Source organism: Pseudomonas sp. ASL7 (assembly GCF_056680375.1).
This window is the reverse complement of sequence record NZ_CM155279.1, coordinates 1,396,810-1,423,797: the sequence shown is the minus strand read 5'-3', so window position 1 is coordinate 1,423,797 and position 26,988 is coordinate 1,396,810. Positions and strand designations below refer to the sequence as shown.

General features: G+C 57.0%; 18 protein-coding genes. 5 read left to right on the top strand and 13 right to left on the bottom strand.

The window, feature by feature from the left end:
- Positions 1-128 precede the first annotated feature (128 nt).
- Together AC1MDT_RS06515 and AC1MDT_RS06510 are read right to left on the bottom strand one after the other, a co-directional pair.
- Complete coding sequence (locus tag AC1MDT_RS06515) at positions 129-2,408, bottom strand: ATP-dependent DNA helicase (RefSeq protein ID WP_480421245.1); 2,280 nt, start codon at positions 2,406-2,408, stop codon at positions 129-131.
- The gene (locus tag AC1MDT_RS06510; protein ID WP_480422717.1) at positions 2,405-4,009 is read right to left on the bottom strand and encodes a VRR-NUC domain-containing protein; all 1,605 of its coding nucleotides are present in this window, start codon (positions 4,007-4,009) and stop codon (positions 2,405-2,407) included. Before AC1MDT_RS06510 ends, AC1MDT_RS06515 begins: the two co-directional genes overlap by 4 nt.
- A gap of 273 nt (positions 4,010-4,282) precedes the next feature.
- Between AC1MDT_RS06510 and AC1MDT_RS06505 the strand changes: the two genes are divergently transcribed.
- A complete protein-coding gene (locus AC1MDT_RS06505; protein WP_480421244.1) occupies positions 4,283-4,507 on the top strand; it encodes a YgdI/YgdR family lipoprotein in 225 nt (74 codons plus the stop codon).
- 580 nt (positions 4,508-5,087) lie between these two features.
- Here AC1MDT_RS06505 and AC1MDT_RS06500 read toward each other — a convergent pair.
- The 5 genes from AC1MDT_RS06500 to AC1MDT_RS06480 form a co-directional block, all read right to left on the bottom strand.
- Entirely contained in the window at positions 5,088-5,546 is a 459-nt protein-coding gene (locus tag AC1MDT_RS06500) for an REP-associated tyrosine transposase (protein ID WP_480421243.1), read from the bottom strand.
- 92 nt (positions 5,547-5,638) lie between these two features.
- A complete protein-coding gene (locus AC1MDT_RS06495; protein WP_480421242.1) occupies positions 5,639-6,724 on the bottom strand; it encodes a polyamine ABC transporter substrate-binding protein in 1,086 nt (361 codons plus the stop codon).
- 53 nt (positions 6,725-6,777) lie between these two features.
- Entirely contained in the window at positions 6,778-7,119 is a 342-nt protein-coding gene (locus AC1MDT_RS06490; RefSeq protein WP_480421241.1) for a cupin domain-containing protein, read from the bottom strand.
- Positions 7,120-7,162: 43 nt separating this feature from the next.
- Positions 7,163-8,569, bottom strand: a complete 1,407-nt coding sequence (locus AC1MDT_RS06485) for an NAD(P)/FAD-dependent oxidoreductase (RefSeq protein WP_480422716.1) — start codon at positions 8,567-8,569, stop codon at positions 7,163-7,165.
- 50 nt (positions 8,570-8,619) lie between these two features.
- Positions 8,620-9,435 (bottom strand): helix-turn-helix domain-containing protein, encoded by an 816-nt coding sequence (locus AC1MDT_RS06480; RefSeq protein ID WP_480421240.1) that lies wholly within the window; start codon positions 9,433-9,435, stop codon positions 8,620-8,622.
- Positions 9,436-9,699: 264 nt separating this feature from the next.
- Here AC1MDT_RS06480 and AC1MDT_RS06475 point away from each other — a divergent pair, with 264 nt between their 5' ends.
- The gene (locus AC1MDT_RS06475) at positions 9,700-9,972 is read left to right on the top strand and encodes a DUF1652 domain-containing protein (RefSeq protein WP_480421239.1); all 273 of its coding nucleotides are present in this window, start codon (positions 9,700-9,702) and stop codon (positions 9,970-9,972) included.
- Between the two features lie 199 nt (positions 9,973-10,171).
- On the opposite strand, the gene AC1MDT_RS06470 is transcribed toward AC1MDT_RS06475, so the two are convergent.
- Positions 10,172-12,646, bottom strand: a complete 2,475-nt coding sequence (locus AC1MDT_RS06470) for a UvrD-helicase domain-containing protein (RefSeq protein ID WP_480421238.1) — start codon at positions 12,644-12,646, stop codon at positions 10,172-10,174.
- Positions 12,647-12,884: 238 nt separating this feature from the next.
- Between AC1MDT_RS06470 and AC1MDT_RS06465 the strand changes: the two genes are divergently transcribed.
- Complete coding sequence (locus tag AC1MDT_RS06465; protein ID WP_480421237.1) at positions 12,885-13,580, top strand: pirin family protein; 696 nt, start codon at positions 12,885-12,887, stop codon at positions 13,578-13,580.
- A 153-nt stretch (positions 13,581-13,733) separates the two neighbouring features.
- On the opposite strand, the gene pgm is transcribed toward AC1MDT_RS06465, so the two are convergent.
- From pgm to AC1MDT_RS06445, 4 genes are all read right to left on the bottom strand, one after another.
- Complete coding sequence (pgm, locus tag AC1MDT_RS06460; protein WP_480421236.1) at positions 13,734-15,380, bottom strand: phosphoglucomutase (alpha-D-glucose-1,6-bisphosphate-dependent); 1,647 nt, start codon at positions 15,378-15,380, stop codon at positions 13,734-13,736.
- Positions 15,381-15,491: 111 nt separating this feature from the next.
- On the bottom strand, positions 15,492-16,892 hold the full coding sequence (locus tag AC1MDT_RS06455) for an aminotransferase-like domain-containing protein (RefSeq protein WP_480421235.1): 1,401 nt from the start codon (positions 16,890-16,892) through the stop codon (positions 15,492-15,494).
- A 40-nt stretch (positions 16,893-16,932) separates the two neighbouring features.
- Positions 16,933-18,411, bottom strand: coding sequence for a hypothetical protein (locus tag AC1MDT_RS06450; RefSeq protein WP_480421234.1), 1,479 nt, complete (start codon positions 18,409-18,411; stop codon positions 16,933-16,935).
- Positions 18,412-18,973: 562 nt separating this feature from the next.
- Complete coding sequence (locus tag AC1MDT_RS06445; RefSeq protein ID WP_480421233.1) at positions 18,974-19,996, bottom strand: zinc-dependent alcohol dehydrogenase family protein; 1,023 nt, start codon at positions 19,994-19,996, stop codon at positions 18,974-18,976.
- A gap of 268 nt (positions 19,997-20,264) precedes the next feature.
- On the opposite strand from AC1MDT_RS06445, the gene AC1MDT_RS06440 reads away from it, so the two are divergent.
- Together AC1MDT_RS06440 and AC1MDT_RS06435 are read left to right on the top strand one after the other, a co-directional pair.
- Positions 20,265-21,179: a LysR family transcriptional regulator gene (locus AC1MDT_RS06440; RefSeq protein ID WP_480421232.1), complete on the top strand. Its 915-nt coding sequence runs from the start codon at positions 20,265-20,267 to the stop codon at positions 21,177-21,179.
- Between the two features lie 549 nt (positions 21,180-21,728).
- Positions 21,729-24,353, top strand: a complete 2,625-nt coding sequence (locus AC1MDT_RS06435) for a PDDEXK family nuclease (protein WP_480421231.1) — start codon at positions 21,729-21,731, stop codon at positions 24,351-24,353.
- A 243-nt stretch (positions 24,354-24,596) separates the two neighbouring features.
- On the opposite strand, the gene AC1MDT_RS06430 is transcribed toward AC1MDT_RS06435, so the two are convergent.
- Complete coding sequence (locus AC1MDT_RS06430; protein WP_480421230.1) at positions 24,597-26,855, bottom strand: nSTAND3 domain-containing NTPase; 2,259 nt, start codon at positions 26,853-26,855, stop codon at positions 24,597-24,599.
- Positions 26,856-26,988 lie beyond the last annotated feature (133 nt).

Genomic DNA, 26,988 nt, shown 5'->3' with positions numbered 1-26,988 from the left:
TCCTGATTTCCTTATCAAAGAATCAAACTGAAAGTGATAACCCGCCCCTTGAATAAAGATCGCTTTCGCGGAATGTTCAAATCGACGTGTCTTTCAAGATATGTCGTTGTTTTTTAAAGTAATAAATCCTACTGAACGGTGTGACAAATCGCCGGACCAACCGTCCACCAACGCGGCAATAGCTGCTTCACCTTACTGTCACCAAACCGGTCATCAATCAACATCACAACGCCCTGATCCTGCTGAGTGCGGATCACCCTCCCCGCCGCCTGGACGACTTTCTGTACACCGGGAAACAGGTAGGTGTAGTCATAACCGGCCCCGAACATCGCCGCCATGCGATGTTTCAGCTGCTCATTGACCGGGTTGAGTTGAGCCAGTCCAAGGGTGGCGATAAACGCACCGATCAGTCGCGCACCGGGCAAGTCGATGCCTTCGCCAAAGGCCCCGCCCAGCACCGCAAAGCCGACACCCTGGCTGTCGGCGGTGAATTGGTCGAGAAACGCCTGACGCTGCCCTTCCCCCATGCCTCTGGACTGCGACCACAGCGTGATCTGCGGATGTGTCTGCGCCAGTAACTGCGCCACTTGCTGCAAATAGTCGAAGCTGCTGAAAAACGCCAGGTAGTTGCCAGGGCGTTGCGTGAATTGCCGGGCAATCAGCTCGACGATGGGCGCAAGGGATGACTGACGATGGACGAACCGCGTGGAAATCTGGCTGACGATATGGACGTGCAACTGGTCGGCGTGAAACGGTGATTCGACATCGATCCACACCGTATTGGCCGGAGTCCCCAGCAGGTCGGCGTAATAGTGACGCGGGCTCAGCGTTGCGGAAAACAACACGGTACTGCGTGCAGCCGTCAGGCGCGGGCGGATGAACCCGGCGGGTACCACGTTGCGCAAGCACAGCTGCGAGAGATTGCGCTTGCGGTCGAGGTCGCGTTTGCTGATGTCGAACAGGAACTGCTCATCGAAGAGCTCCGCCACCCGGCTAAATTGCAGCATGTCGAAATAGAAGGTCTGTAATGCGTTGTCCAGACCCTGCGGGTGATCGTTGAGGTAGTCGCCGATGCTGGCCGTGCAAGACGACAACGCCTGCAACAGCTTTTCCGGCACCTTGTCGTAAGCCTGATAGGCGCCCGGTTGCAGATTATGCAGGGCGTTCCACTCTCGATTGACGCGCTGCAACGATTTTTTTAATGCTTGCGGGGCCGATTTGCGTACGCCATTGAGCGTCGCCTGGTCGAGGCTGGCGCTGTACATCTGGCGGCCGCGTTCGACCAGGTTGTGTGCCTCATCCACCAGCACCGCAACTTTCCAGTTGTTAGCCTGGGCCAAGCCGAACAGCAGCGCGCTGAAATCGAAGTAGTAGTTGTAATCGGCGACCACCACATCTGCCCAGCGGGCCATTTCCTGGCTCAGGTAATAGGGGCAGACGTCGTGTTTCAGGGCCACCTCGCGCAATGCGCTCTGATTCAACAACGCCAGCTCACTGGCGGCTTGGCGAGCAGCCGGCAAGCGATCATAGAACCCCCGGGCCAGCGGACAGGCGTCGCCGTGGCAGGCTTTGTCCGGATGCTCGCAGGCTTTGTCCCGGGCAATCATTTCAAGTACCCGCAACGGCGGCGCATCGGCGCTATCAAGAATGACCTGCGCAGCGTCCAGTGCCAGTTTGCGCCCCGGGGTTTTCGCGGTGAGGAAGAACACTTTGTCCAGTTGCTGGGGTGCCAGGGCCTTGAGCATCGGGAACAGCGTACCCACGGTTTTGCCGATACCTGTGGGCGCCTGGGCCATCAGGCAGCGTCCGGTACTGGCCGCCTTGAACACCGATTCGGCCAGGTGTCGCTGTCCCGGTCGAAAGTCGGCATGTGGAAACGCCAACTGCTGCGCCGCGCTGTTACGTGATGCCCGATGGGCCATTTCCCGCTCGGCCCAGTGCAGGAACAGCGCGCAATGCTGCTCGAAGAACTGTCCCAGCGCTTCGCTGCTGAACGCCTCGACCAAACAGGTTTCCTTTTCGTTGGCGACGTCGAAGTACACCAGCGCGAGATTGATCCGCGCCAAATCCAGTTTCTGGCACATCAACCAGCCGTAGATCTTGGCCTGCGCCCAGTGCAACTGGCGGTGATTGGCCGGTTGCTTGCTCAGGTCGCCGCGATAGGTTTTGACTTCTTCCAGGCAGTTTTGCGCGGGGTCGTAGCCGTCCGCCCTGCCCTTGACCTTCAACATTTGGTACGCGCCTTCCAGCGCCACTTCACTCTGGTAGCCCTCGCTGCGGCGCGATGCCACCGTGCGGTGCCCGACGATCCCTTCCAGGGCGGTGGGCGACGGGGTAAAGCGCAGGTCGAGATCGCCGACCTTGGCGGTGAATTCGCACAACGCCCGCACTGCAATGCTGTAGCTCACGCGTCCTGCTCCGACCATTGCACGTAGCAAATGGCAATCGGCATCTGGTGTTCATGGCAGAACTCCAGCCAGCGCAATTGGTTGTCCTGCAGACGATCGCCGGGGCCTTTGACCTCGATCATGCGGTAGGTCTTATCCTGCGGCCAGAACTGGATCAGGTCCGGCATACCGGCGCGATTGGCCTTGATGTCGAGCAGCAGGCGATTGAACCAATGCTTGAGATGGTCGGCCGGCAAGCAACCGAGCGCCTGATCGAGCAGTTCCTCGCTCAACGCGCCCCAGAACACGAACGGCGACTGCACGCCCCACTTCGCGGTAAAACGTTCGCGGATCGTCTGAACGTAGCGACCGTCATCGAGCTCGGCGAGACACGCCTGAAACAGGTCCGCCCGGCGAGCATGGAAGTCCTCGTTCAAAAGGTCCACCGGCCCACGCTGGAACGGGTGGAAAAACGCTCCCGGCAAAGGCGCGAAGATTGCCGGCCAGCACAGCAGGCCGAACAATGAATTGATCAGGCTGTTTTCGACGTAGTGCACCGGTGCCGAATCTTCAGCCAGGTGCGCCTGAACGTAATGTTCCACCGACAGCGCGGGGTCGACTCTGGGCAGTTGCAGGTCCAGGCGCACCATTTCCCGAGGGGACGATCGCTTGATCGCCGGACCGCCGAGTTTGCGTCGCAGTCGGGGCAGTACCCGCTGCAACTGCTGCTGTTCGGCAGCGCTTTGCGGGGCTTGCTCGGCCTGCGTGGCCAGCTCCAGCGCCAGTTGATACTCGGCGCAGCGCTCCAATACGCGAATCAGCCGCACTCGCGCGCCCGGATAGGCGCAGTCACGGTAGATCGTCAGGGCCGAGGAAAACGCCGCGATGCGCTCGCAGTGCTGACCGATCTGAAACAACAGCTTGGCGCGACGCCTTTGCAGCCAGGGGTTGGATAGCATGAGCAGGTTGATTCGCTCGACAACCTCGGCCACCGCCTCACCGGCCTCGAAATCCTGCTGGCAGTCATGAAGGAACAGGCAGGCGTCCACGTCCTCACGGCTGCGCAACCCCCGGGAGTCGGCGCAAAACTCGACTTTTTCATAGATAAAGATGCCAAGGTCAGCCAGCACGAACTCGGACCAGTCCTGGTAAAGATTGCCAAAGAACATCAAGCGCAGACGGTCGCACAGGCCCATGATGGTCAGGCTGAACAAACGGTCTTCCAGTGGCGCGCACCACTGAGCGAAAGTCTGAGCTTCTGGGAACTGCTCGCTCAACGCCGGCAGCCAATCCGTCTTTTTTCCCTTGGGTTGATCGATGACGGCGCCAAAACACTGGAGTATTTCAGCCTTGAGCAGCACATCGAACAACGCCTCGATCGGCAGCGGCCATTGCTCATCGATCCAGCCCAGCGCCAGCAAGGGGCCAGCGGCGAGAGCGATGTCACCGATCTCGACGTAATGCAGCTTGCTCGCACGAAAATGAATCCCCTTGCGCATCACCATCCGCACGCATAACGCCTTAGACTCGCGGGGCAGCCGATGGAAATCGCGGATAAAGCCCTGCTCCTCGACGCTCAATACATCGGCATAGCGATGCTCAAGCCAATCAATCACTTGCATGAAGTTGTTCAAGTAGTAGAACGGATCGTCGAGAGGATTTTCAGTCACGGAGTCAATGGGCCATGGCAAGCGAATACTGGTTATGCGTACAGATACCAGTACGCCCTGCGACGTGCAAACGGAAAAGGATAAGCGGCGGCGCTATTCGGTTATTTTCGAAGACCTGTCGAACTTTCTGCCGATCCATCGCACCAAACGCGTTAGAGCTACAGTGATGATGAAGCTCGTTCGAAGCCGTCGCACTGTGTTTTTTTTGAATTATGAGAGGTGGGTATGAACATCAAGACTCTGGGTTTGCCCCTGGCAGTAGCGGCCTTTTTGGCCCTGGCCGGGTGCTCGACGCCAACGGTGGTCACTCTTCAAAACGGCACCCAGTATTTGACCAAGGACATGCCTAAAACCAAGACCAAGGACGGCTTCTTCGAGTTCGAAGATATTTCCGGGGCCAAGATCCGGGTCAACTCCAATGACGTAGCCACGATTCGCAAGGAAGATTAACTAACCACGACCGCTTCGCGCCCGAACGCAGGCTGCGCCAGCTGCTACAAAAGCGCGGGGCCCACTCTGTAGCAGCTGCCGAAGGCTGCGTCCGGCTGCGCAGCAGACGAATCCCGCCAGCCCACCGCAAGCATTACTTTGGAACCGGGTTGCATGGTTTCGCGACCGCTTCGCGCCCGAACGCAGGCTGCGCCAGCTGCTACAAAAGCGCGGGGCCCACTCTGTAGCAGCTGCCGAAGGCTGCGTCCGGCTGCGCAGCAGACGAATCCCGCCAGCCCATCGCAGCATCACTTTGGAACCGGGTTGCATGGTTTCGCGACCGCTACGCGCCCGGACGCAGGCTGCGCCAGCTGCTACAAAAGCGCGGCGTCCACTCTGTAGCAGCTGCCGAAGGCTGCGTCCGGCTGCGCAGCAGACGAATCCCGCCAGCCCATCGCAAGCATCACTTTGGAACCGGGTTGCATGGTTTCGCGACCGCTACGCGCCCGAACGCAGGCTGCGCCAGCTGCTACAAAAGCGCGGTGTCCACTCTGTAGCAGCTGCCGAAGGCTGCGTCCGGCTGCGCAGCAGTCGTAAGCCGTTATAACCAACACGCATCCCACAGCGGGTAATCATGAACGCGTGTCACTAGTCCTGCGCGAACGGGGTTGGCGACCACGTATCGCGCAAGACCTTTCACGTCATCCTCCCGCCGAACGGCGCGATCATGGTAGCCCTTCTGCCACAACCGCCCTTGCCGACCTAATGCACGATTGACCTCAAGGCTACTTCGGGATTTTATTCGGCACATCAGCTCGGCCATTGTTTTATCGCGCAATTGCACAAGGCAATGCATATGATCCGGCATCACAACCCAGGTTAAAAAATCGGCCACCCCCTCGTCCTGTGCCTGACGCAACTGCAAAGCAACCAATCTTCCCACCCGCCAATCGGCAAAAAACGGCTGCCGCTGGTGAGCGACCGCCGTTAGCAAATAGATACGTCCAGGTTCAGAAAAACGACCCATGCGCAGATTTCCCGCATTCAGACAGACAGGCATTCCATTGCCCCCTCATCAATAGATAGCAGGTCTGGAATCTACAGCGTTGCCTGCCCACCCGACTGACTGGAATGGCTACAACATATGAATCATCAACTCCCCGTCCGAATCTTGTTCCACACCCGCGTGCGAATCCGGTCGATGTTCAGCGGCATCGCTTCCAGCGCAAAGAGTTTGCCCATCATTTCTGCACTCGGGTAAACCTTGGTGTCGTTTTTGATGGAGGGATCGATCAGGCTGTCGGCCTGTGCGTTGCCGTTGGCGTAGTGCACGTAGTTGCTGATGCTGGCCATGACGTCCGGGCGCAGCAGGTAGTCCATGAAGGCGTAGCCGGCCTTTTCGTCCGGGGCGTCGGCGGGCATGGCGACCATGTCGAACCAGATAGCTGCGCCTTCCTTGGGAATCGAATAGCCGATGTCGACCCCGTTATTGGCTTCTTTGGCGCGGTTTTCGGCTTGAAGGATGTCGCCGGAGAAACCGACCGCCACGCAAATGTCACCGTTGGCCAAGTCGCTGGTGTACTTCGATGAGTGGAAATAGCTGACATAAGGCCGGACTTTCATCAGCAGCGCTTCGGCTTTTTTGTAGTCTTCAGGATTCTTGCTGTGATGCGGCAGCCCCAGGTAGTTCAACGCTGCCGGCAGCAATTCAGGGCCATTGTCGAGAATGGCCACGCCGCATTTTTGCAGCTTGGCCATGTTCTCGGGTTTGAAAATCAGGTCCCAGGAATCCACCGGGGCGCTATCGCCCAACACCGCTTTGACCTTGGCAATGTTGTAACCGATGCCGGTGCTTCCCCACAGGTATGGGAACCCGTGTTCGTTGCCTGGATCGTTGGTTTGCAAAGCCTTGAGCAGCACCGGATTGAGGTTTTTCCAGTTCGGCAATTGGCTCTTGTCGAGCTTCTTCAGCGCCCCGCCCTGAATCTGGCGGGCCATGAAATGGTTGGACGGGAACACCACGTCGTAACCGGATTTACCGGTCATCAGCTTGCCGTCGAGTGTTTCGTTGCTGTCGTAGACGTCGTAGCTGAACGCGATGCCGCTTTCCTTCTCAAAGTTCTTGGTGGTGTCCGGGGCGATGTAGTCCGACCAGTTGTAAATCTTGACGGTCTCAGCCGCTTGGCTGAGGGTCGCGATCAGTGCAAGTGGAGCAAGCGTCAGAGTCTTTCGGATCATGAGTCGATTCCTGTGTGGTTTTTTTTGTTGGCAGGCAATCAGAAGTTCAAAAATCAAAAAATCAAAACGTAGGTCTTGCGCACGGTGTCCTGGATATCCCAAACGCCGAGGCTATTGGCTGGCAACATCAGTGCGTCGCCGGCTTCTATGTGCAAGGTTTCACCGTCGTCCGGGGTGAAGGTGCAGCGCCCCTGGATGAAGTGGCAGAACTCCTGGGCAACGATCTGTCGCCGCCAGCGCCCGGGCGTGCACTCCCAGACACCGGTTTCGACACCGTCGTCGCGTTCGACGCTGGTGGTCGAAGCGACCGCCACGGGCGTACCCAAAGGCACAGCGACCGGGTTCGATTCGTCCAGTTTCAAGGTTGCGGTGTTCTTGAATTGCGTGATGCTCATGGGAGTACCTGTCGATGAAGCCTATAGATGAAGAGCGCGCCGTTTAGTGCATGAAACCTTCCATGAACCCCGCCACGCTGCTGGCCAGCTTGCGGTGCCATGGCGCGGTGGCTGGATTGGCCAGGGTTTGGTCCTCGTGGACGAAGCTGCGGATGATCGCGTTGTAGCCGAGCCAGCGGCAGGGTTCCGGCTCCCACGCCTTGAGTGCGTCGAGACCACCCTGCGGGATGACCCACGGCTGGCGCACCAACTCGGTGTCGCGCTTCAGGATCAAGTCCGCCAGCGTCCGCCCGCCGAGGTTGCTGGCGCCCACGCCCTCCCCGCCATAACCTCCGGAAATCGCAATGCCGCTGGCCTGATCGCAGAGCATGTGGGGCTTGAAACGTCGGGACATGCCCAGATTGCCGCCCCAGGCATGCGTAATCCGCACGTTCTTGAGTTGTGGGAAGAGTTCGCCAAACAGATAACGCCGCAGCTCCACTTCGCCGGTGGTCAGATTGAAATCATGGCGAAGCTTGCCGGCGAACTGATAACCGCCGCGCGCGCCAAACACCAGACGGTTGTCCGCCGTGCGCTGGCCGTAAGTGACCTGACGACTGCTTTCGCCGAAGGCCTGGCCGCGACTCAGGCCGATTTCGTCCCACGTCGCGGCGGACAGCGGTTCGGTTGCGACGATCAGGCTTTGCACCGGCAACTGATAACGCCCCAACGGCGGCAAGTCGACCGCATACCCTTCAACCGCCGGGACGATCCAGCGGCTACGGACCTGGGCCTTGGCCGTGCGCAAGCTGCCGGACTGCCACTGAGTGACCGGACTGTTTTCGTAAATCCTGACCCCCATGCGTTCCACCGTCCGCGCCAGACCTCGCACCAACTTTGCCGGGTGGATAGTTGCAACGTGCGGTGCATAGATACCGCCATAGGGCTTGGCGATTCTGATCTGTAGCGCCAGCTGCTCAGGGCTGAGCCAGCGGTAATCGTTTTCGGTCAGACCCTGACGATAGAGGCTGTCCAGATAATGCCGCAGGCTGGCTTCTTGCTCCGGATAGCGAGCGGCGCAATACAGCGCCCCGCCTTTTCGGTAATCGCAGTCAATGCCTTCACGTTCCAGGACGTTCCCGACTTCATCAGGAATGTTGTGCAGCAGATCAAAAGACGCCCGGCGCTGTTCGGGTGACAAACCGGCGAGCAGGCGATCTTCGCCCAAGATGTTCCCCATCAACCAGCCGCCATTACGTCCTGAGGCGCCAAACCCGGCGATTTGCGCTTCAACGATGGCGATATTCAGCTCCGGGGCCTGGCGCTTGAGGTAATACGCGGTCCACAGGCCGGTGTATCCCGCGCCGATGATGGCAACGTCGACGTCCAGATCCTGCTCCAGCGCCTGACGTGCCAGTAATGGCTCGTCGAGTTGGTCCATCCACAAACTGATAGTGCGCCACGCCGGCATGTAAGACTCCGCCATTCAAACTTCGATGGCGTCGATCCTAGAGCGCAGGCTTAGAGGCTGTCTTGCGCGCGTGCACGCAAAGAAATTTGTTTGACGTAGGCCTTGGGCGAAAGCCCGGTGTGCTGACGGAAACAGCTGTAGAACGCCGACAATGAATTGAACCCGGCGGCAAAGGCCAAATCGTCGATACGCAGCGGCGGCGTGGCGCTATCCAGTGCCGCAAGCAGGTGCTGCAACCGCGCCCGGTTGACATAACGGTAGAAGCTTTGGCCAAGCACTTGGTTCAGCAGATAGGAGATTTGATTGCGGCTGTACCCGCACTCCTTCGCCACCTGCTGCAGGTCAAGCTCCGGGTCGAGATAAGGTTGCTGATGCTGGAAGTACTGTTGCAGGTCTTGCGCCATGAAACTCAGCTGGCGTGGCGACAACCCAAGCCGGCTGGCGGCCGGGCGCGAGTTTGCGGCTGCGCTGCTTAAAGGTTGTTCGCGCACCAGCGAGGCATATTCGTTGACGCGCCAGATCAACCCGTCGCGTACCGTAATGGCCTCACTGGAGCGGAAAGACACCAGCCCTTCGCCACCGCGTAACGTCATCTGGTACTGGATGAACGCCGTATTACCGTCGAGGCGAATGCGGTCCGAATGCTCCAGCGCTTCGTCGGGGTTGCGAGGCATGCTGCTGCGCACATACTCGCGTAACTCGTCCAGCGCCATCGCTCGGTTCTGGAAAAAGTCATTGTATTGAATGTCCGGGTGATACAGCGCCATGACGCCGTCCAGGTCCCGGTGTTTCCAGCACAGGTGATACCGCATGACCGTCTCGCCGGTAGTGTGCGTTTGCTGCGGACCATCATCATCGGATTGCATAAAGGACTCGGCGAGAAAAGGCCGAGCTTGCCCAATAACGGCTTTGGCTTCAATGGCTGGTCTCTGCTCACTCTTCGCCAAACCCCCCGCTTTTATTGACCCGCATCAAAAAAGCGCTGGCAATCGCTAAACGGACTGAGGAAATCCACATTGTTTTCACATCTGGGTGCTACTTTTAATTGGCAAACACCGGTTGAGCCAATGAAGGTTCTTCCCTCCTAACCTGAGCTAATGGAAGGGCTCGATGAGAAAGGCGGGCAACAGATGAATAAAGGGTTTAGCAAGGTCACTTTTCCAAACGCCTGCCAGCTGATGCGCTGGCATTTTCATCCCATGGGATTCGAGGCGAGCATGGATGCGCCGGGCAGTATGATCGCCCGTCTTTTTGACCGTGCCACGGGCGAGACCATGATCGCCATTGCCGGTATTCCCTGCGCGACTGTCATGAATGCAGCAGATGTGGAACGAATAATTGAAGCAGTGGAGGATGAGCTTGAAGCGTTCATTCCGCCAATGGCCCTCAGGAGTTATGCCTGACGCTTCAGGCAAAACTATAAAAGCCCACATAACGTGGGCTTTTTGTTGCGCCCGAACGCGGACAAGCCTGCATGGATTGACTTGTACCTGTAGGAGCGAGCTTGCTCGCGAAGAACGTTAACGATAACGCGTTCTTCCTGGATAAACCCATTGCTCTCAAGTCCTTCGCGAGCAAGCTCGCTCCTACAGAAGCTGCGATTTACGCCACCGTCTTGCCTTCTCGATGATCAGCAAAGAACGCCTTGCCCTTGCCAATCCGGTCAGAGGCTTTCGGCAGATTCACCGACTGGGCGTCCTGAGCATCGACATACCAGTAGCAATGACTCACCGCCCGAGTAATACCAACGTAAGCCAATCGCAGGATCTCGTCTTTCTGAGCATTGTCGTAAGCCTCGCTATCACCGACTTTGCCCAGACCCGCCATACGGTAAACCTGATTTTTGTAAGGCGAACTGGTCAGATGCTGACAATCTCCCAGCAAGAACACTGCATCAGCCTGCAGGCCCTTGGCGCTGTGATAGGTCAGTTGTTTGAGCCTTCGCGCCTCGTATGGCAGGCTAGAATCTACATTAACTACAGACTTAATATGCTCTTCTATCAATAGCTTATCGCTGCTTTTTCGATAGAGCATCAAGATGGAATCGCCCCGCCTGTAGTGCTCGATCAAACGCCGGGCCATGCCCTGATCATCCCGATCATGCACGCTCACTGGCAGTAAAGCCTTGGGCTCGCCGCCGGCCTTGGCCTTCTTGCCGGCGATCGCGGGTGCCGCGCGAACGATGTGTTCGGCGGCATCAATAATGTGCTGATGGCTTCGATAGTTGTCGCTGAGCATGACTTTGGTGGTGCTGGGCGATGGGAATTCCTTGTTGAACTCCATGAAGTACGTCGGTGAGCTACCGCGCCAGCCGTAGATCGACTGCCAGTCATCGCCCACACAGAGCAACGAGGAACGTTGGGCGCCGCGCCCCACGTGCATGGCCGGTCCACGACTGCGAATCTCTGCCAGGCTGGCGCGGACCCATGAAACGATCTGCGGCGATACGTCCTGAAATTCGTCGATCATCAGGTGCGACATCGGTCTGAGCAGCTCATCGCTCAGCAGCTTCAGATTTTCCGGGGAATGCTCGCTGAACAAGGCAAACATCCGGTTATACGTCATGATCGGGGGCTTCTGATCCAGCAGATAATCTTCCAGCGCCCGCCAGAACAGGCTCAAGGCCTCGAAAAAAAACCGATCAGGATCGTCCTTGGCAAAACTCATTTGACTCACGGCGTTCGGTACATCCAGCCCCAGGTTCTCGATAAACCCCGCCGCGGCGACAAAACAGTCCAGCAACGGCGCAGAACCTAGCTCGCCCTTGACCTTGTAATCAAAACCCGGCCCCGCGCTGGCATCGCCAGCAATCGAGGCCAGCACTCGTCTTGATGATTCGTAACTATCAAGCCATATCAATGGCTTACGACAGAAAGCTTGAAACAACGTGCGCTTTACGGCCCATTCTGCCCGCAGGGTCAGTTTTGCGTCAGGACGACTGAGCTGTGGATTTTCCCGAGGATCGAAACCCAGTACGACCCACGCGTCCAGACTCGGGATGTAGCCATGGCAATGAAACGTCGAGCCGTTAATGTCGAACGACTGGCGATTCGGCTCGATGCCCTTGATCGGCCAGGCATCGGCGCGAAACCACAGGTCTTCAATGGCGTCGCAAAGCTCTTCGTCTCGCTTGGCGGCCAGTTCGGTTACGGCCATGCGCTTTTGCACGTCCGGATGATCGCGCTCCAACTCCTTGAGCTGCAACGCATGCCGCGACAACGGCTTGATCACATCGCGGAAACGCTCATCACGGGCGTGCAGGTTGTGGAAGCAGGCGTTGAGCTGCTGGCGCTGGGCGTCGTTGATTCGCAGGTCAAAAGGATTACTGTCGACCTCCTCATCACCCTGTTGTAAGCGCAGACTCAGGTTTTCGAAGGCTTGCAGCCGCTCAAAGCCTGGCAGGCTGCGAACCATCGGCAGAATTCGCGAGTGAAAGGTGCGAACCAGTTCCCGCGCCTCTTTGGCACTGAGCGTCCGCCCCCAGAGTGCAAACAACTCGACCAGCTTATTAATGAAGTCCTTGCGCGACTCGCGGGTAAACGTCACGACCGTCATCGAACTCAGCTCGAAGCCCAAATACTGGGTCAGCAGCAGAATGCGCAGGACCAGGGTCGTTGACTTGCCCGCACCGGCACCGGCGATCACAGACGTTGAAGGCGTATCGCTGAAGATCATTTTCCACTGAGCGGCGCTGGGCTGGGCGTGTGGCGCAAGCAGTCGGGCGACATCGGCCTTCATGCGTTTTTTCAGCTCAGCGCTCAAGGGCAGGCGCCAATCATCAAACAGGTTTTCATCAACCTGAGGCCGCCGGTGCTCGGTGGAACGCGAGTCGCGTATCAACAAGACCTGCCGGCCTTCCTCCAACCCCTCGAGCTTGCCTTCTTTATAGCCATAATCCACCCCGGCGCTATGGCCACTGCGGAAGCCGTCGGCCTGTCCGTGCAGCCAGGACGCGCGGTGCTGTGCGCGCAGGCGGGTCAGGCCATGGCCAAAGAACCGGGCGGCCAGACGCTTGAGCAATGGCATCTCAGCCAGGGGGCGAAGTTCAGGAGGAAGATCGGGGGTGTGTTGCGGCACGCGGACTGTCTCCAGGGTGTGAGGCTGCTGGGGGCTATGGTGTCTGCATTTGCCGCCGAGTTCTAGTGAAATGCTTATAGCTCATTGGCTTATGCGATGAAGTGAAGGTTGGCTGAGAGCATTTCGAGGTGAACCAAGATCAATTTTATCGATTGTATTGAGGCATTTTTTACGCTTTTTATCGATTAGTTCTTGATGGATGATACTCGCCATCAACCCCTCTTTTCAGGAGACGATCATGCTCGAACTCAGACCTTTCAATGCCTTGGGCGGCGCCCATCATGGCTGGTTGGATGCTCATCACCACTTTTCGTTCGCCGAGTACCATGACCCAAAACGGATGAATTGGGGCAACCTGCGAGTGTGGAACGACGACGTGATTGCCTCCGGCACCGGTTTCCCGAAACACCCGCACCGGGACATGGAGATCATTACCTACGTCCGTGAAGGCGCGATCACCCATGAAGACAACCTGGGTAACAAGGGCCGCACCGAAGCGGGCGACGTCCAGGTCATGAGTGCCGGCACGGGGATCGCCCATAGCGAGTACAACCTGGAAGCCACCGAAACCAGGATTTTCCAGATCTGGATCATTCCGAACGAAACCGGACTGGCACCCTCGTGGGGCGCGAAACCTTTCCCGAAAGGCCAGCGCGAAGGTTTCGTGACACTGGCCAGCGGCAAGGCCGGTGACGATCAAAGCCTGCGGATTCGTGCCGATGCGCGACTGGTGGCGGCGAACCTCAAGGCCGGCGAGTCCGCCGAGTATCACCTGGACAGTGGACGTCGTGCCTACCTCGTGCCGGCCACTGGCGTGATTGAAGTCAATGGCTTGCGTGCACACGCTCGAGATGGTGTTGCGATTGCGGATGAGCAGGTGTTGCGAGTGACCGCCATCGAGGACAGTGAAATTGTTCTGGTGGATCTGGCTTGATCGGGTAAACGCGGGACAAAAAAAGGGGCGACCGTGATGGTCGCCCCTTTTTTTTATTGACTGATCCGGTCCGGCGCCTTCGCGAGCAGGCTCGCTCCCACAGGGATATGCGCAATCCTGTGGGAGCGAGCCTGCTCGCGAAAGCGGACTCAATCACTTCGCAGAAATAGCGCCATCCACCAACGTCTGGGCTTCCGCCACCAACTGCTTGAGGTGGTCGTCACTCACAAAGCTTTCGGCGTAGATTTTGTAGATATCCTCAGTGCCCGACGGACGCGCTGCGAACCAGCCATTTTCGGTCATGACTTTCAGGCCGCCGATGGCCTGGTCGTTCCCCGGCGCGTGGCTGAGGATGCTTTGGATCGTTTCGCCCGCCAGTTGAGTCGAGGTGACCTGATTCGGCGACAACTTGCTCAGCAGTGCTTTCTGCTCGGGATTGGCCTTGGCATCGACGCGTACCGAAAACGGTTCGCCCAATTCGTCAGTCAGTGCACGATAGGCCTGGCTTGGATCACGACCTGTGCGGGCAGTCATCTCTGCCGCCAGCAGTGCCGGAATCAAGCCATCTTTGTCGGTGCACCAGACGCTGCCATCCTTGCGCAGGAACGAGGCCCCGGCGCTTTCTTCGCCACCAAAGCCCAGCGAGCCGTCAAACAGGCCATCCGCAAACCATTTGAAGCCAACCGGCACTTCGTACAGGCGTCGCCCCAAACGCTTTGCAACGCGATCGATCAAGCCGCTGCTGACTACGGTTTTGCCCACGGCCGCATCGGCGCGCCACTGCGGCCGGTTCTGGAACAGGTAGTCGATCGACACCGCGAGGTAGTTGTTCGGCGCGAGCAAACCACCGGACGGCGTCACGATGCCATGGCGATCATGGTCGGGGTCGCAGGCGAACGCCACATCGAAGCGCTCTTTCAATCCAATCAGACCCTGCATGGCGTAACTGGACGAAGGGTCCATGCGGATCTGACCATCCCAGTCGACGGTCATGAAGCGGAAAGTTGGATCGACCTGTGTGTTCACCACGTCCAGATCCAGCTTGTAACGCTCGGCAATCGCCGACCAGTAGCGCACCCCTGCTCCGCCCAGCGGATCGACACCCAGCCGCAGCTTGGCATCGCGAATGGCATCGAAATCGATCACGTTGATCAGGTCGGCGACATAGGTGTTGAGGTAGTCATGACGATGGGTCGTACTGGCCTTCAAGGCCTGCTCATAGCTGATGCGCTTGACGCCGGCTAGCTTGTTGCCGAGCAGCTCATTGGCTTTTGCTTCAATCCACTTGGTGATGTGGGTATCGGCCGGCCCGCCATTGGGCGGGTTGTATTTGTAGCCACCGCTTTGCGGCGGGTTGTGGGACGGCGTAATGACGATGCCGTCTGCCAGACCCGAAGTACGACCGCGGTTATAGCAAAGAATCGCGTGGGAAATAGCGGGCGTCGGCGTGTATTCGTCGCCTTCGGCGATCATCACCGTCACGCCATTGGCCGCCAGCACTTCCAGGGCGCTGGCACCTGCCGGGGTAGACAGCGCGTGGGTGTCGATGCCGACGAACAACGGGCCGTCGATACCTTGGGCTTCGCGATACAGACAGATCGCCTGGCTGATGGCCAGAACGTGCCACTCGTTGAAACTCAAGTCGAACGAGCTACCCCGGTGCCCGGACGTACCAAAGGCTACGCGCTGGGTGGAGATGGCGGCATCGGGCTGGCCGGTATAATAAGCCGTTACCAGTCGCGGGATGTCGACCAACAATTCTGCTGGTGCCGGTTTGCCCGCAAAAGGACTGAGTGTCATGCAAAACCTCTGAGAGAGAGTGGTTCAGGAATAGGGATGCAGTTTACTGGCAGTTTGACCGTAACGCGATGGGATCGATCCCACGTGTGTCGCGGATGTCTTGGCGCTGCCTCAATCAATCGATTCCAGGCGCAGCGCAGTCCCCAAAAGACCCAGTGCTGCGCTCAGGTCATGGTCGCCGGCGAAGGTATGACTCAGGCGTAGATGTTGCGTGTGCAGCCCTTGAAGACTGAACAGTTCTCCCGGCGCAATGACTACCTGATGCTTGAGCAGGCGCTGGAATACGCGACGAACATCAACCTGGCGCAGTGAACGCACCCAGATCGTTGCGCCGCCCTGAGGCTCGACGAATTGCAAGGCATCGCCCAAACGTTCCTGCAACAGCTGAGTCATCTGCACCTTGCGATCCTTGAGCAACCGCCGTAACACCTGAAGGTGCTGGTCGATACGTCCGCTGCTGTAGAGACGAGCAATGGCTTTCTGGCGAATGGGTGACAGGCGAAACGAACGCAGCAGGAAGTGGCGTTGCAATTCCTCGCGCAGATGCCGCGAGAGCAAATAGCCGTAAGGTGCCTCCGGCCCGATGGTTTTCTCGAAGGTGGAAAACACCAATAGCCGATCGGGGTCCAGCAGGTCACGAAAGCGCACGCTGTCTGGCTCGAATCCGAGCTCCCCGTAACAGTCGTTCTCCAATACCCAACTGCCGTGTCGCGCCAGCAACTGCGCGACGGCCTGCCGGTTGTCATCGGGCGCCAGGCTACCGCGCGGCATATTCAGCCCCGAAGACAGCATCACCAATCGCACCGGCTCGGACTCCAGCAGTTCCTTAAGTCGCTCAAGGTCCAGGCCATCATTGGCTTCTACCGGCAGCTCGAGCACCCTGACGCCCGCGGCCTGGAGTAAACGCAGAATCACCCAGTCGCACGGCGACTCCACCAACATTGTCGCGTCTTTGAGGCTCAACACCGCGATCAGTATTTCCAGCACGCCGCGAAGGTCTGCGCCGATGTAGACATCGTCGGCATGCCAGCAGCGCACTGGCGACGTTGTATAGCGTGCCGCCAGTGCGGCACGCAGCTCCAGTTCGCCGCAGGGTTGCGAAGCCGGTTGCGGTTGGCGCGGATACTGGCGCAACAGCTCCCTCTCAAGTAGCAACAACGGACTGTCGAGCGGTTGCAACAACGCCGGCTCATCGGCACTCAACACCAGCATTCCGGGACGCCTGGCGTTGACATAGACGGTTTCGAGCAGGTCATTGCCGCTGCTGAACGTATTGAGAGTGGACACCGGAACGGCGTAGTAGCCGGATTTGGCGACCGAATACACGCGCCCTTCCTTCTCCAGCAGCGAGTAAGCGTACTGAATGGTTGAAATCGACACCGCCAGGCGTTCTGCCAACTGCCGCAGCGATGGCAGACGGACGCGATCTTCGCTGGCGGGCTCGCCGATCAACTGGGTCAGGTATCGATACACCGCCTGATACGCAAAGTCGGTTTCTCGAGGCCCTTTCATGGGCAGTGGCCGACTGCAGTGCTCATCGAATCCGGCACCGTCAATGTCCCGCTGACCATTCACCTGCCTGGGCGGTGTCATCGTCATCATCGGATGCTGGTGCGCCAGCTGCTTGCGTATCGGGCACCCGGCCATCATTGGTGACCACCGGGCCCATGCGATAAAGCGTGCTGATCAAATTGACAGGCAATCCGCTGACATCGACCATCCATTGCAGAACCTGCTCCGGCACCGGATTGCCCTGCATTGCCCGGTGTAATTCAGGCATCGCCACGAGCATGCCGGGGTGGCATTGGCGCAGAAAACGTTCCAGCGTTGCGCCCTGCTCGACAAAAGGTGAAAAGAGCAGACACACCAGTTGCGCCTCACTCAAGCCCAAATATTTCTGCACCTCAGCCGTTGCCAGTGCACGCTGATCGGCCTGCGTCGCCGGGTTGCCAAACACTTTCACCGCTTGCTCGCACAAACGCTCCGGAAGTCGTTTGCGACGCATCATCACCAATGCCCGTTGCAGGTATTCGGCGACCCCGGCTTCGTAGTTCCGCCCATGCGCGAAGCACGCCTGCAAACCTCGAAGGTGTGCGCAAATGGAGAGGCTGACGAACTCGTTGTCGCTGAGCTGAGCCGTCAGTTCATCCGGTTGAAAACCGAGAAACTCGGTGAGCAACGGCCAGCGCTCTTCCAGGTTACTGACCAACACATCGTGAAGGTCGATGAACGTAGTGCGGCGACAGGCTTCAAATTGTTCGGCCGGCCGCCATGCCGCCTGCTCATGCCCGGAATAAAACGCGCGATAGCTGTCGCAGCCCAACTCGTCAAGCAGCTCGAACAGCACCTCATAACCTGGTTCGTTGTGGTTCGATGCGATTAACCCGGCCTTGGCCGCAGCGCGCTTCAAACCATCGATAAACTGTTTCTGCTGGCGCGGTGTATCGCCACTGATCAATGCGTCGACACCGCCGTCCCAACGAGCGATTTGCCCGTAGAATTCTCCGGTAGCCAGATACCCGTCATCCCACAGATCGAGCGGCCCGTCCCAGACTCGACGATGCCCCACCATCAGCAGGTTCAACCGGTTGGACTCACGACCGGCACTCGAGAGCGGCGCGAGATGATTGAACGGCAGCACCTCTCGGTTATCGACCATCAACACTTCGACCCGCGGATCGTCGTAGAGAAACAGTGCGCTATAGCTGCGATGGATATTTTCCCGGGCCTTCGAGCTGGTGCCGTTCAGGCCCAAGGACGCTACTCGCAACTGGAACGTGACAGGCGCCCGCCCGGCGATACTCAGTTGTGCGGCACGCAGCAGCGCAAGCGTGTAGCAACTGTCACGCGACCCGGACTGAATGGCCAGCACCTTGTATTCGCCAATGCGTTCCATGCCCCCGGCGGCGACCACCAGCCGCTGAATCATCAACTGTAACGCCGTGCGTTCTGCCCGGGAGAAAAAACCCAGCAACCGTTGCAGTACTTGCTGATAGACATAGTTCATCGCTTGATCATGAATATTGGTCATTTTTTATTTACCTGATGCTCGTAAGTTCGATATCGCGCAAACAACGACAGCCGCCACCGCCGGGACAGCCTGACGCGTTTGAAGCACTGGACTTTATGGCCAAATGCTAACACTTAAGTTTTTAGTAATTATTTGAAATGTTCGGGCGCCACCCGCATCCCCACCACAGGTGGAACGCCGCAAAGGCGCGTAATGCCGGTGTCTTGCGCCCGCGCGGGATATCCTAGGAAATGTCTGACAGCGTCCCACAGACATTTAGCACAAGAAATAAAGAAATAAGTCGCCCATTGTTTTTTGGAAACTGCGTAACAACGAACTATTTGCCAGACATATATCAACGGTAAGCATTGAAAAGTATCAGCCTGATACCCAGCCATGACTCATTCCTTGAGATGAAAGTAATCATTCAATTATCAAGGCTTACAAACTGATTAGAAGATACAGATCGAGAGCAAAAACCAGTTCAGTTGCTGAATGGCCCCATCGACAGGTCAATGGGCAGTCTCATTTCGGGACGCGGCTGCAAAAAAGTCCGCGCGAGCACGGACTTTTGTTGGGAGGGTTACGCGGGTTCGACCTGGAGGGCGACCCGTTCGCGGCATGGGCATTCGTCCATGTAGCGGTGTGCTTCGACAAACTCGGCAAAAGGGAACACCCGGGTTTTGAGCGGCAGCAGCACGCGGTCGGCGGTCATCTGGTTGATATCGCGCAAGGCACGTTGCAGTGCGACCTGATCCTGGATGATGCCCAGTTCCGGCTTACCGGTGAAGTTACCGATACAGTGCACGAAGAACTGGATGTTCTTCTGGAACGCTGCACAGGCCGGGAATGGCGTCTGGTTGCCACCTTGCAGGCCGTACAACACCAGGCTACCGCGAGGCGCAAGCACGTCGCCGAGCAGTGACATCTGCGGGCCACCCAGGCCATCGAACACCACATCCACACCGCGGTTATCGGTGATTTTGTTGATCCGCAGAAGCAGATCCTCTTCTTCGGTGACGATCACTTTCTCGGCACCCAGGGACAGCAGGTATTCACGTTCTTCAGCCGTCTTGGTAGCGGCAATCACTCGCACGCCCAAGGCCTTGCCCAGCTGTACGAACGAAGGCCCGGCACAGTGACTGGCGTCAGTCACCAAGGCAAATTGCCCGGGTTTGACCCGTGCCAGATCGACGTAGGCGAAATAGGCGATCAACAGTGGCGTGTAATGCACGCTGGCTTCAATCGGGCTGAGCACGTCCGGGTAGCGGGTCAGTGCCGAGCGAGGCATGACGATCTGCTCGCCGTAGACTGGATAGTCGTTCGCACTTTGGGCCGGGAAACTGGCAACCTTGTCACCGACGGCCAGGTCATCGACGCCCTCACCGACTGCGGTGACGATGCCGGACATTTCATGGCCCAGGCCTGCAGGTAGACGAGCATGGGACGAGGCCAGGTTCTGACGCCAGAGAATGTCGTACCAGCTGATGCCAATCGCCTCGACGCGCACCTGCACTTCGCCCGGCGCAGGCAGAGCGGCTGGATGCTCTTCGCATTTGAGCACCTCGGCTGGACCAAACTTGTGAAAACGGATCGTGCGGGACATCGCAAACCTCGTCAAAGAAACCTCTAATGCCATGAACTCTATCTGGGCTTTGTACCCAAGACCATCAGTGGCTATTAATAGTCGACATGCCTGTCATTGATTCCGTAGCACCGGCGGCATCGTCAAATGCCAAAAAAACCGAAACAGCCTTTTCAGGAAAACTGAATTACTCGGTGCAGAGTACCAGCCTTTACCCGTAAGATTCATGCCGGCCATTGTTCTTATATGGCCGCTCACGTCAAGCTTGCTGACTCTGCCAGGACTCCAGATGAATCGTAATGACCTGCGTCGTGTCGACCTGAACCTGTTGATCGTATTCGAAACATTGATGCACGAACGCAGCGTGACCCGCGCGGCGGAGAAACTGTTCCTCGGCCAGCCGGCCATCAGTGCGGCGCTCTCACGCCTGCGCGGGCTGTTCGATGATCCGTTGTTCGTGCGCACCGGGCGCAGCATGGAGCCGTCCGCCCGCGCGGTGGAAATCTTCGCCCTGCTCTCCCCTGCACTGGATTCGATTTCCACCGCGGTCAGCCGTGCGGCGGAATTCGATCCCGCCACCAGCACGGCGGTATTCCGCATTGGCCTTTCGGACGACGTCGAATTCGCCCTGCTGCCGATGCTGCTCAAACGCCTGCGTGCCGAATCGCCGGGGATCGTGCTGGTGGTGCGTCGGGCCAACTACATCCTGATGCCGAACCTGCTGGCCTCGGGCGAAATTTCCATCGGCGTCAGCTACACCGCCGACCTGCCGGCCAACGCCAAGCGCAAGGTGCTGCGGCGTAGCTTGCCGAAGCTGTTGCGTGCCGACACCGTCCCCGGCCCGTTGAGCCTGGATGACTTCTGCGCACGGCCTCACGCGCTGGTGTCATTCGCAGGCGACCTGAGTGGTTTCATAGATGAAGAGTTGGAAAAACTCGGACGCAAACGTCATGTGGTGCTTGCGGTGCCGCAGTTCAACGGCCTGAGCACGCTGATCAGCGGCACTGATATTGTGGCGACCGTGCCGGACTACACGGCTGAAGCGCTGACAGCCGCTGGCGGGGTGCGGGCTGAAGATCCGCCGTTGCCGGTGCGCAGTTTTGAGCTGCACATGGCCTGGCGCGGCTCGCAAGATAACGACCCGGGCGAGCGTTGGTTGCGGTCGAGGATTCAGATGTTCTTTGGGGACCCTGAGAGTCTCTAGGCGTCGTCGGGCAGGCTGTTCATCTGATCATTTTTGCCTTTCCACAAACCATGGAGCTCCATTCACTTCCAGTGGATTGCTACATTGGGGGCACATCTGAGGGCATACTTTGGATGGTTTGAAAAGGATGCCCCCAGCCTGAGGGCCCACGTAAGCAAGCGCCCAACTCACCTTGCGTAAGTCAGGTCGGCATCCACTGATGCGGCAGCAGTTGCCCGGTTTCGCTGGCCTTCTGGATAGGCAACAGCGTTAGCACATCCTTACTTCAAGCCAAACCAAAAACCATGATCTACCGCAGCCATGGTCAGTCTACTGAGCGCATCTGTGCCGCACGGCCCTGCCCCTCGAAACTATCCATCATATGAATATTGCATGTACAAATATGTAATTTCCATAATACCTGTGGATTGGAGAATATTTGTCTATCAAAAACCACGTGCCCTGGACACACGCTGTGTGAATGGAATAAGCAGACGACAGCAGTGCTGCCACCGCTTGTATTTCTGGCGGCACTGCCGTCCAGCCGTCAACTCAATGCTCTGCTAAGATTTGCCGCTCAGATTGATTTCAAGGAGAAAAGTCATCAGCCGTATTAAGGACACCGAGGCTTTCATCGCAAAATCCAAGGCGAAATTTGGCCAGCAGTTCCATTACGTCGAGACCCTCTGGCACTCGGCGAGCACACCTGTAGTTCTTCATTGCCTGAGGCACAATCCCCCCGAAAAAGTAGAGATAAATCCCGATCACCACCTGCGCAAGAAGGGCGGCTGCAGGCAATGCAAGGCTGACAGCGCGAGGGCTCGACATGGCAAGACCCGGGAGGTCTTCATCGCCGAGGCCAAAGCCAGGCACGGTGAAGCCTTCGATTACGGCAAACTGGTATATGTCAATGCCAAGACAGAAGTACTCATATACTGCCTTAAGCACTGCATCGAGTTCTGGCAACTCCCCGAGGTCCATTTGAAAGGCGGTGGCTGCCCTGCCTGCAAGAGTGCAAAGTTAAAAAAGAGCAACGCGGAGCTGTACGACCAGCGGAGCGTGAAGTATGAGGAATTCCTGACTAGGGCAAATTTGACGCATAACGGTTACTACCGGTATGAGCCCGAGAGCTACGTGGGATTTGGCAAGAACGTTCGCATCATTTGTCCCAAGCATGGCGTGTTCTCTCAACGCGCCAAGCGACACGCGAGCGGTAGTAAGTGCAAGAAGTGCGTGGCTGATAATCTCAAGATCACCGAGCCAGTACTTCGGTCGCGTATCGAGCAGAAATTTGGCTCGATTCTTTCGGTCCGATTCGGTGCCTGGTCAGGCTTCAAAACCATTGTCCAGGCATTCTGCAGTCGACATAGACATAGCTGGAGCTTAACTGCGAGTGCTCTGCTCTCAGGCGGTGGTTGTCGCCACTGCGTAAACGAACTTAAAAATCAGCCTGCTTTAGCAGCGCTGGTGAGCAGCTTGCCCCCCGAACTCCGTTATTTGGAAACCAGCCGAAACCCCGATTTTCTGAGGTTTAGCATCGACGCCACGCGCAAACACCGAGCTCAGTACCGCTACGAGGAAAACCTCTTTATCTCGTTTTCCCGGCCGTGCCAAGTGATCTGCCACACCCACGGAGCCTTCAAATTAAAGCCTGAAGAGCATCTGGGAGGCACGGGATGCCATATTTGCGCCTACCAAGACCAGTTCATCAGGTCGGCACGCCAACGCTTCGCTGACCGCTTCGATTACGGCCAAACGAATTTCAGCCATGCCAGTGGTCAAGAAAAAGTCAGTATCCTCTGCGTTGAGCATGGCGTACGCGGCAGCATCAGCGCCGCACTCCATCTGCGTGGTACGTCGTTTTGTGGGGTTTGCAAGAGCAATTCCCGGGTATTGACCACCGAACAAAACCGCCGTGCTAACCAAAATTCCTTGCTCCAAAACTTTAGAGAGGAGGCTTTCGCGGCCCACTCTGGAAAGTACGAATATCCTAACTTAGAGGAGGAGCTAGTCACACGTGTCAGCAAAATCACTGCCTACTGCAAGCAGCATGATTTTACATTTACCCCGTCTGCAGCGGCGCACGTACAAACAGGCAACCGAGCACCCTCAGGATGCCAGCGTTGCAAGGGAGACATTTCTCGACTGCGCTACCGCAAACCTTACATAGAAGTCCAAGCAAAATTGGCCGAACATGGTTTCAGCCTTCTTACCCCAGAGCATGATTACAAGAGCCAGGGTGAATCCATGTTGGTTCGCTGCAATGAAGGCCATGAGGTAAACGTAGTCCCGCAGAAAATTTTTAGTGGTCGAAGCTGCCCCAATTGCTCTCCTTTCGTTGGCGAGGCGATTACTCGGAGTGTTCTTGAAGAAGGCTTCGGATTTTCGCTGCAGAAACGGCGATTTAAGCAGAAAGATCATCCCCACTTGATTCAGCCCCACGCCAGCCTCGAACTGGATGGATACAACGCGCAGTACAAAATCGCGTTCGAATACCAAGGCGCATGGCACTCCCAAAAAGCCCGACACCGCACGGAAGCGAGCTACCAGCGCCAGCTTCAGCGAGATGAGCAGAAGGCTGTGATGTGCAGAGAGCTGGAAATCAAACTAATTGTGATAAACGAGTTCATGTATCCGTTTCAGGCTGCAGATGTGAGGAAAAAGATTATGGAAGGCATTGAAAAGGTCGGGCTGAGAAAGCAATGCGTTGTTCCAGAGCATTTGCTGCTGCTATCGCACATTCCAATGCTCAACCTGAATGGCCAAAAAAAGCTGCTGGCACTGGCGGAGGAACATAACCTCAGCGTGAAAGAAACGGCATGGTACGGGAAATGGCATACCTACTCATGGCAGTGCAAGATATGCGACAACGATTTTAAAGCGCCTTATATCGTGCGTGAAGCTGCAAAGTGGAAGTGCTGTCCCCGCTGCGCGAGAAATCATCCAGAAGTGAAAGAGCGACGCCGACACACGATGAAAGCAAAGGGTAGTGAATACCTTGAGGCGCTTCGAGAGAGGGCCCGAGTCATTGGCCTGAACTTAGTGGATACCGAGTGGAAAACTGCGTCTCAACACGTCACTTATAGGTTCAAATGCATCCACACGAAAGTTGAAGTGAAACCCAGAAACTACAACAGCATCCTTCTGGGTTATAGCGGCTGCGACTGCGATGAACACCGCCGACCACGAGTTTGACCCAGCTAACAATTTTGATTTGTATCGATCTCTTGTCCAGATTGAGGTGATTAAGTCACCTCATTTTCCGTTTTTCACGGCGAGATGATGTCGAAAAGTGGCGGACTGCCATCTACATCACCATAAAGCTGATCTCGTCCCAGAGGTCGCTTCTCTCCGCCCATGACTTTATGTCGTTCTGAGCGTTGAGAGTTCGTTACTCAAAAGCTTGATCGGGTACCGGCATACCCTCGTTTAGCTGGTCTAGAGATCGACATCGTCAAAGATGTTTCGACCGCCCTCTTGTGCAGATGGACGAATCAAATCGCTTCGGCCAACTGCAGGCTCTGCTCCCCGCTCCTGTGATACCTCATTTACCCAATCGTCAACTCGGCACCTTTGGGTATCGACCACATCATCCACACCGGGCCATTCAGGGAACGCGGCACGTATTCCCTCTAGCTGATCAACGAAATCAGAAAGGTGGTAATCAGGATCTTCCTCATAGCTGTACGTTTCCTGCTGAGACCGGCGGATCCTATCGAGGTCAGGCAAGACATGCTTCAGTACATCACTGTAGAAGTCTTCCCGCTCCTGGTCACTAAAGAACTCGTGCATGTCCTGATCGTAGATGTACCCAAGGTCATCCTCATCGAACACAAAGCCGTGAATTTTGGTCGAGATAGCATCTCTGGCTGACTCCGGTAAAAGACCTTGCCGAAGCAAGCGCAGAGCCAGGTCAGACGACTTCGTGAATAGGTTTCTCGCGAAATCTCGAACCAGGCTGGAGGCCAATTCTCCATCAGTTTTCGAGTACATGGCCAGGAATACGTGGTCAGTCCTGCGCAGCAGGAAAGAGTACAGTCTGCCCCGCCTCATACGCTCCACGTCGGCCCCAAAAGTGACGTACTGATAGCATCGTTGTGCGATCGCTGCAAACATGCTCGAGGGCAAAATCGTCGCATTCTGAATGCCCGTATCGCCGCACGTCACAAGTTCCATCAACTGTTCAAGAGGTGTGCCATCTACAAAAATCTGCAGATGATCAGGACTCTGGGCGAGTATTAACGCAAATGCATCTCCAATCGTTGGGTGCTTGTACCGCCAAAAGCGTCCTTCAGCAGTATCTGCCACTTGTACAAAGCTTCCCCGGAGACTCTCAAGCGCACGGATGCAACCGGCTTGGTTACCGCCCAATCTTTCAATTGTCTTCACCTCATCCCCTGAGAGGTTTACCGGGCTTTCGATTGCTCCGTGCTTCATGTAAAGCAAAGCCAATGCGGCCTGGCTTTCGTCATCCATGCCCTGCATTGTCTCAACGAGCCATCGCTCCTGCTTGGCGACAAACTCATCGATACTTCTTTGGTCGATCTTGAGGGCCCTGGTGAATTCAACACTGCCCAGGCGCCGAGCTGTCTCGGGAGCGAACCGACTGTGAGCTGCCACCGCAGGAAGAAACTCCTTTAAAGCCGTCCGAACCCGCCGCGGTTGGTTGCCAAGCTTCACATGGTTGTAGAGGATTTCTGACTTTTCTCGTGTGGTCAGATCTTTCACGTCGATGACCACCTGGCTTTCCTCGATCAAAGGAAATGCCGTTCTCTTGAGATCACGCCGTGCGCTGTTGTAGATGTAATCACGGCTAGTCAGGACTACCCGATGGCCCACTCGGATCATCGTCGAGAGCGCTGGGAGTATCCGGTTCCATTCCATCACCAGGTCGGCTTCGTACTGCATCGCCCCAAAGGCGTCATCAACCCAGATGAACTGCGATGCTTCGTCCGTATTCCAGTGATCTCGAATTTGCTCGGGCTTTTCCAGCTTCAATACCCTACTTCCCCACTTATCCATCGCACACATGGCCATAAGTGAGGCAATCGTCGTCTTTCCGGCAGCGGGCTCTCCAACCAGGAGAACAAAACCATGCTGCTGAAGGGCCTGGAGTGCTTTGCGATAGGTGCCAGTCACAACAAGCTTTGAAAGCTCAGGAAGCTCCGTCAGCAGCGCCTTCGTCTGCTTGTACCGTCTCTCATCCAAGATCTGACTGAGGTCACCCAGACCATAGAGCCGAGGCACATTCATGCGCAGGTTACTGTTTAGCTGGATCTTCTCGCAGATCCATGTGGAGCCCAGTAGCAGAACATGCTTGACCCCAGCATCTTCAAACGCCTGCTTGATCTTTAGATGGCTCTCCCCAGTCCAGTCGCCGTTCGTCATCAGAACATAGACATCACACTGTCCCTTGGCGACGAGTCTGCGCACCTTTTCACGCTCACCAGCTACATCTGACAGCGTGAGATTATGATCACGGCGCGATGTGAACTTGCACTGAAAGACGAACGCGCCTTCATACAACTCATTTGGCTGAGGAGACCACGTCCCCTTGAACCCACCGTCGCGACCTCCATCATTTCCCTCAAGGAACGTCTCGACCGTCTGACCCAATACCGTAGAGGCTGCGGCCATGCATAACTGCTGAAAGCTATGCCAACCCAGGAGGTGAAGGTCGTATTTGGGGACGCTCATCTGACGTTCGATCCTTGCAGCCAAGTCCTGATGCCGGACAGAGTGCCATCATAGCGGAATTGTCGAAATGCCGTGCCCTGGAAATAGCGGCAGCACTACTTTCTAATCTGGATCTCGGGACCTGATCCTTCGA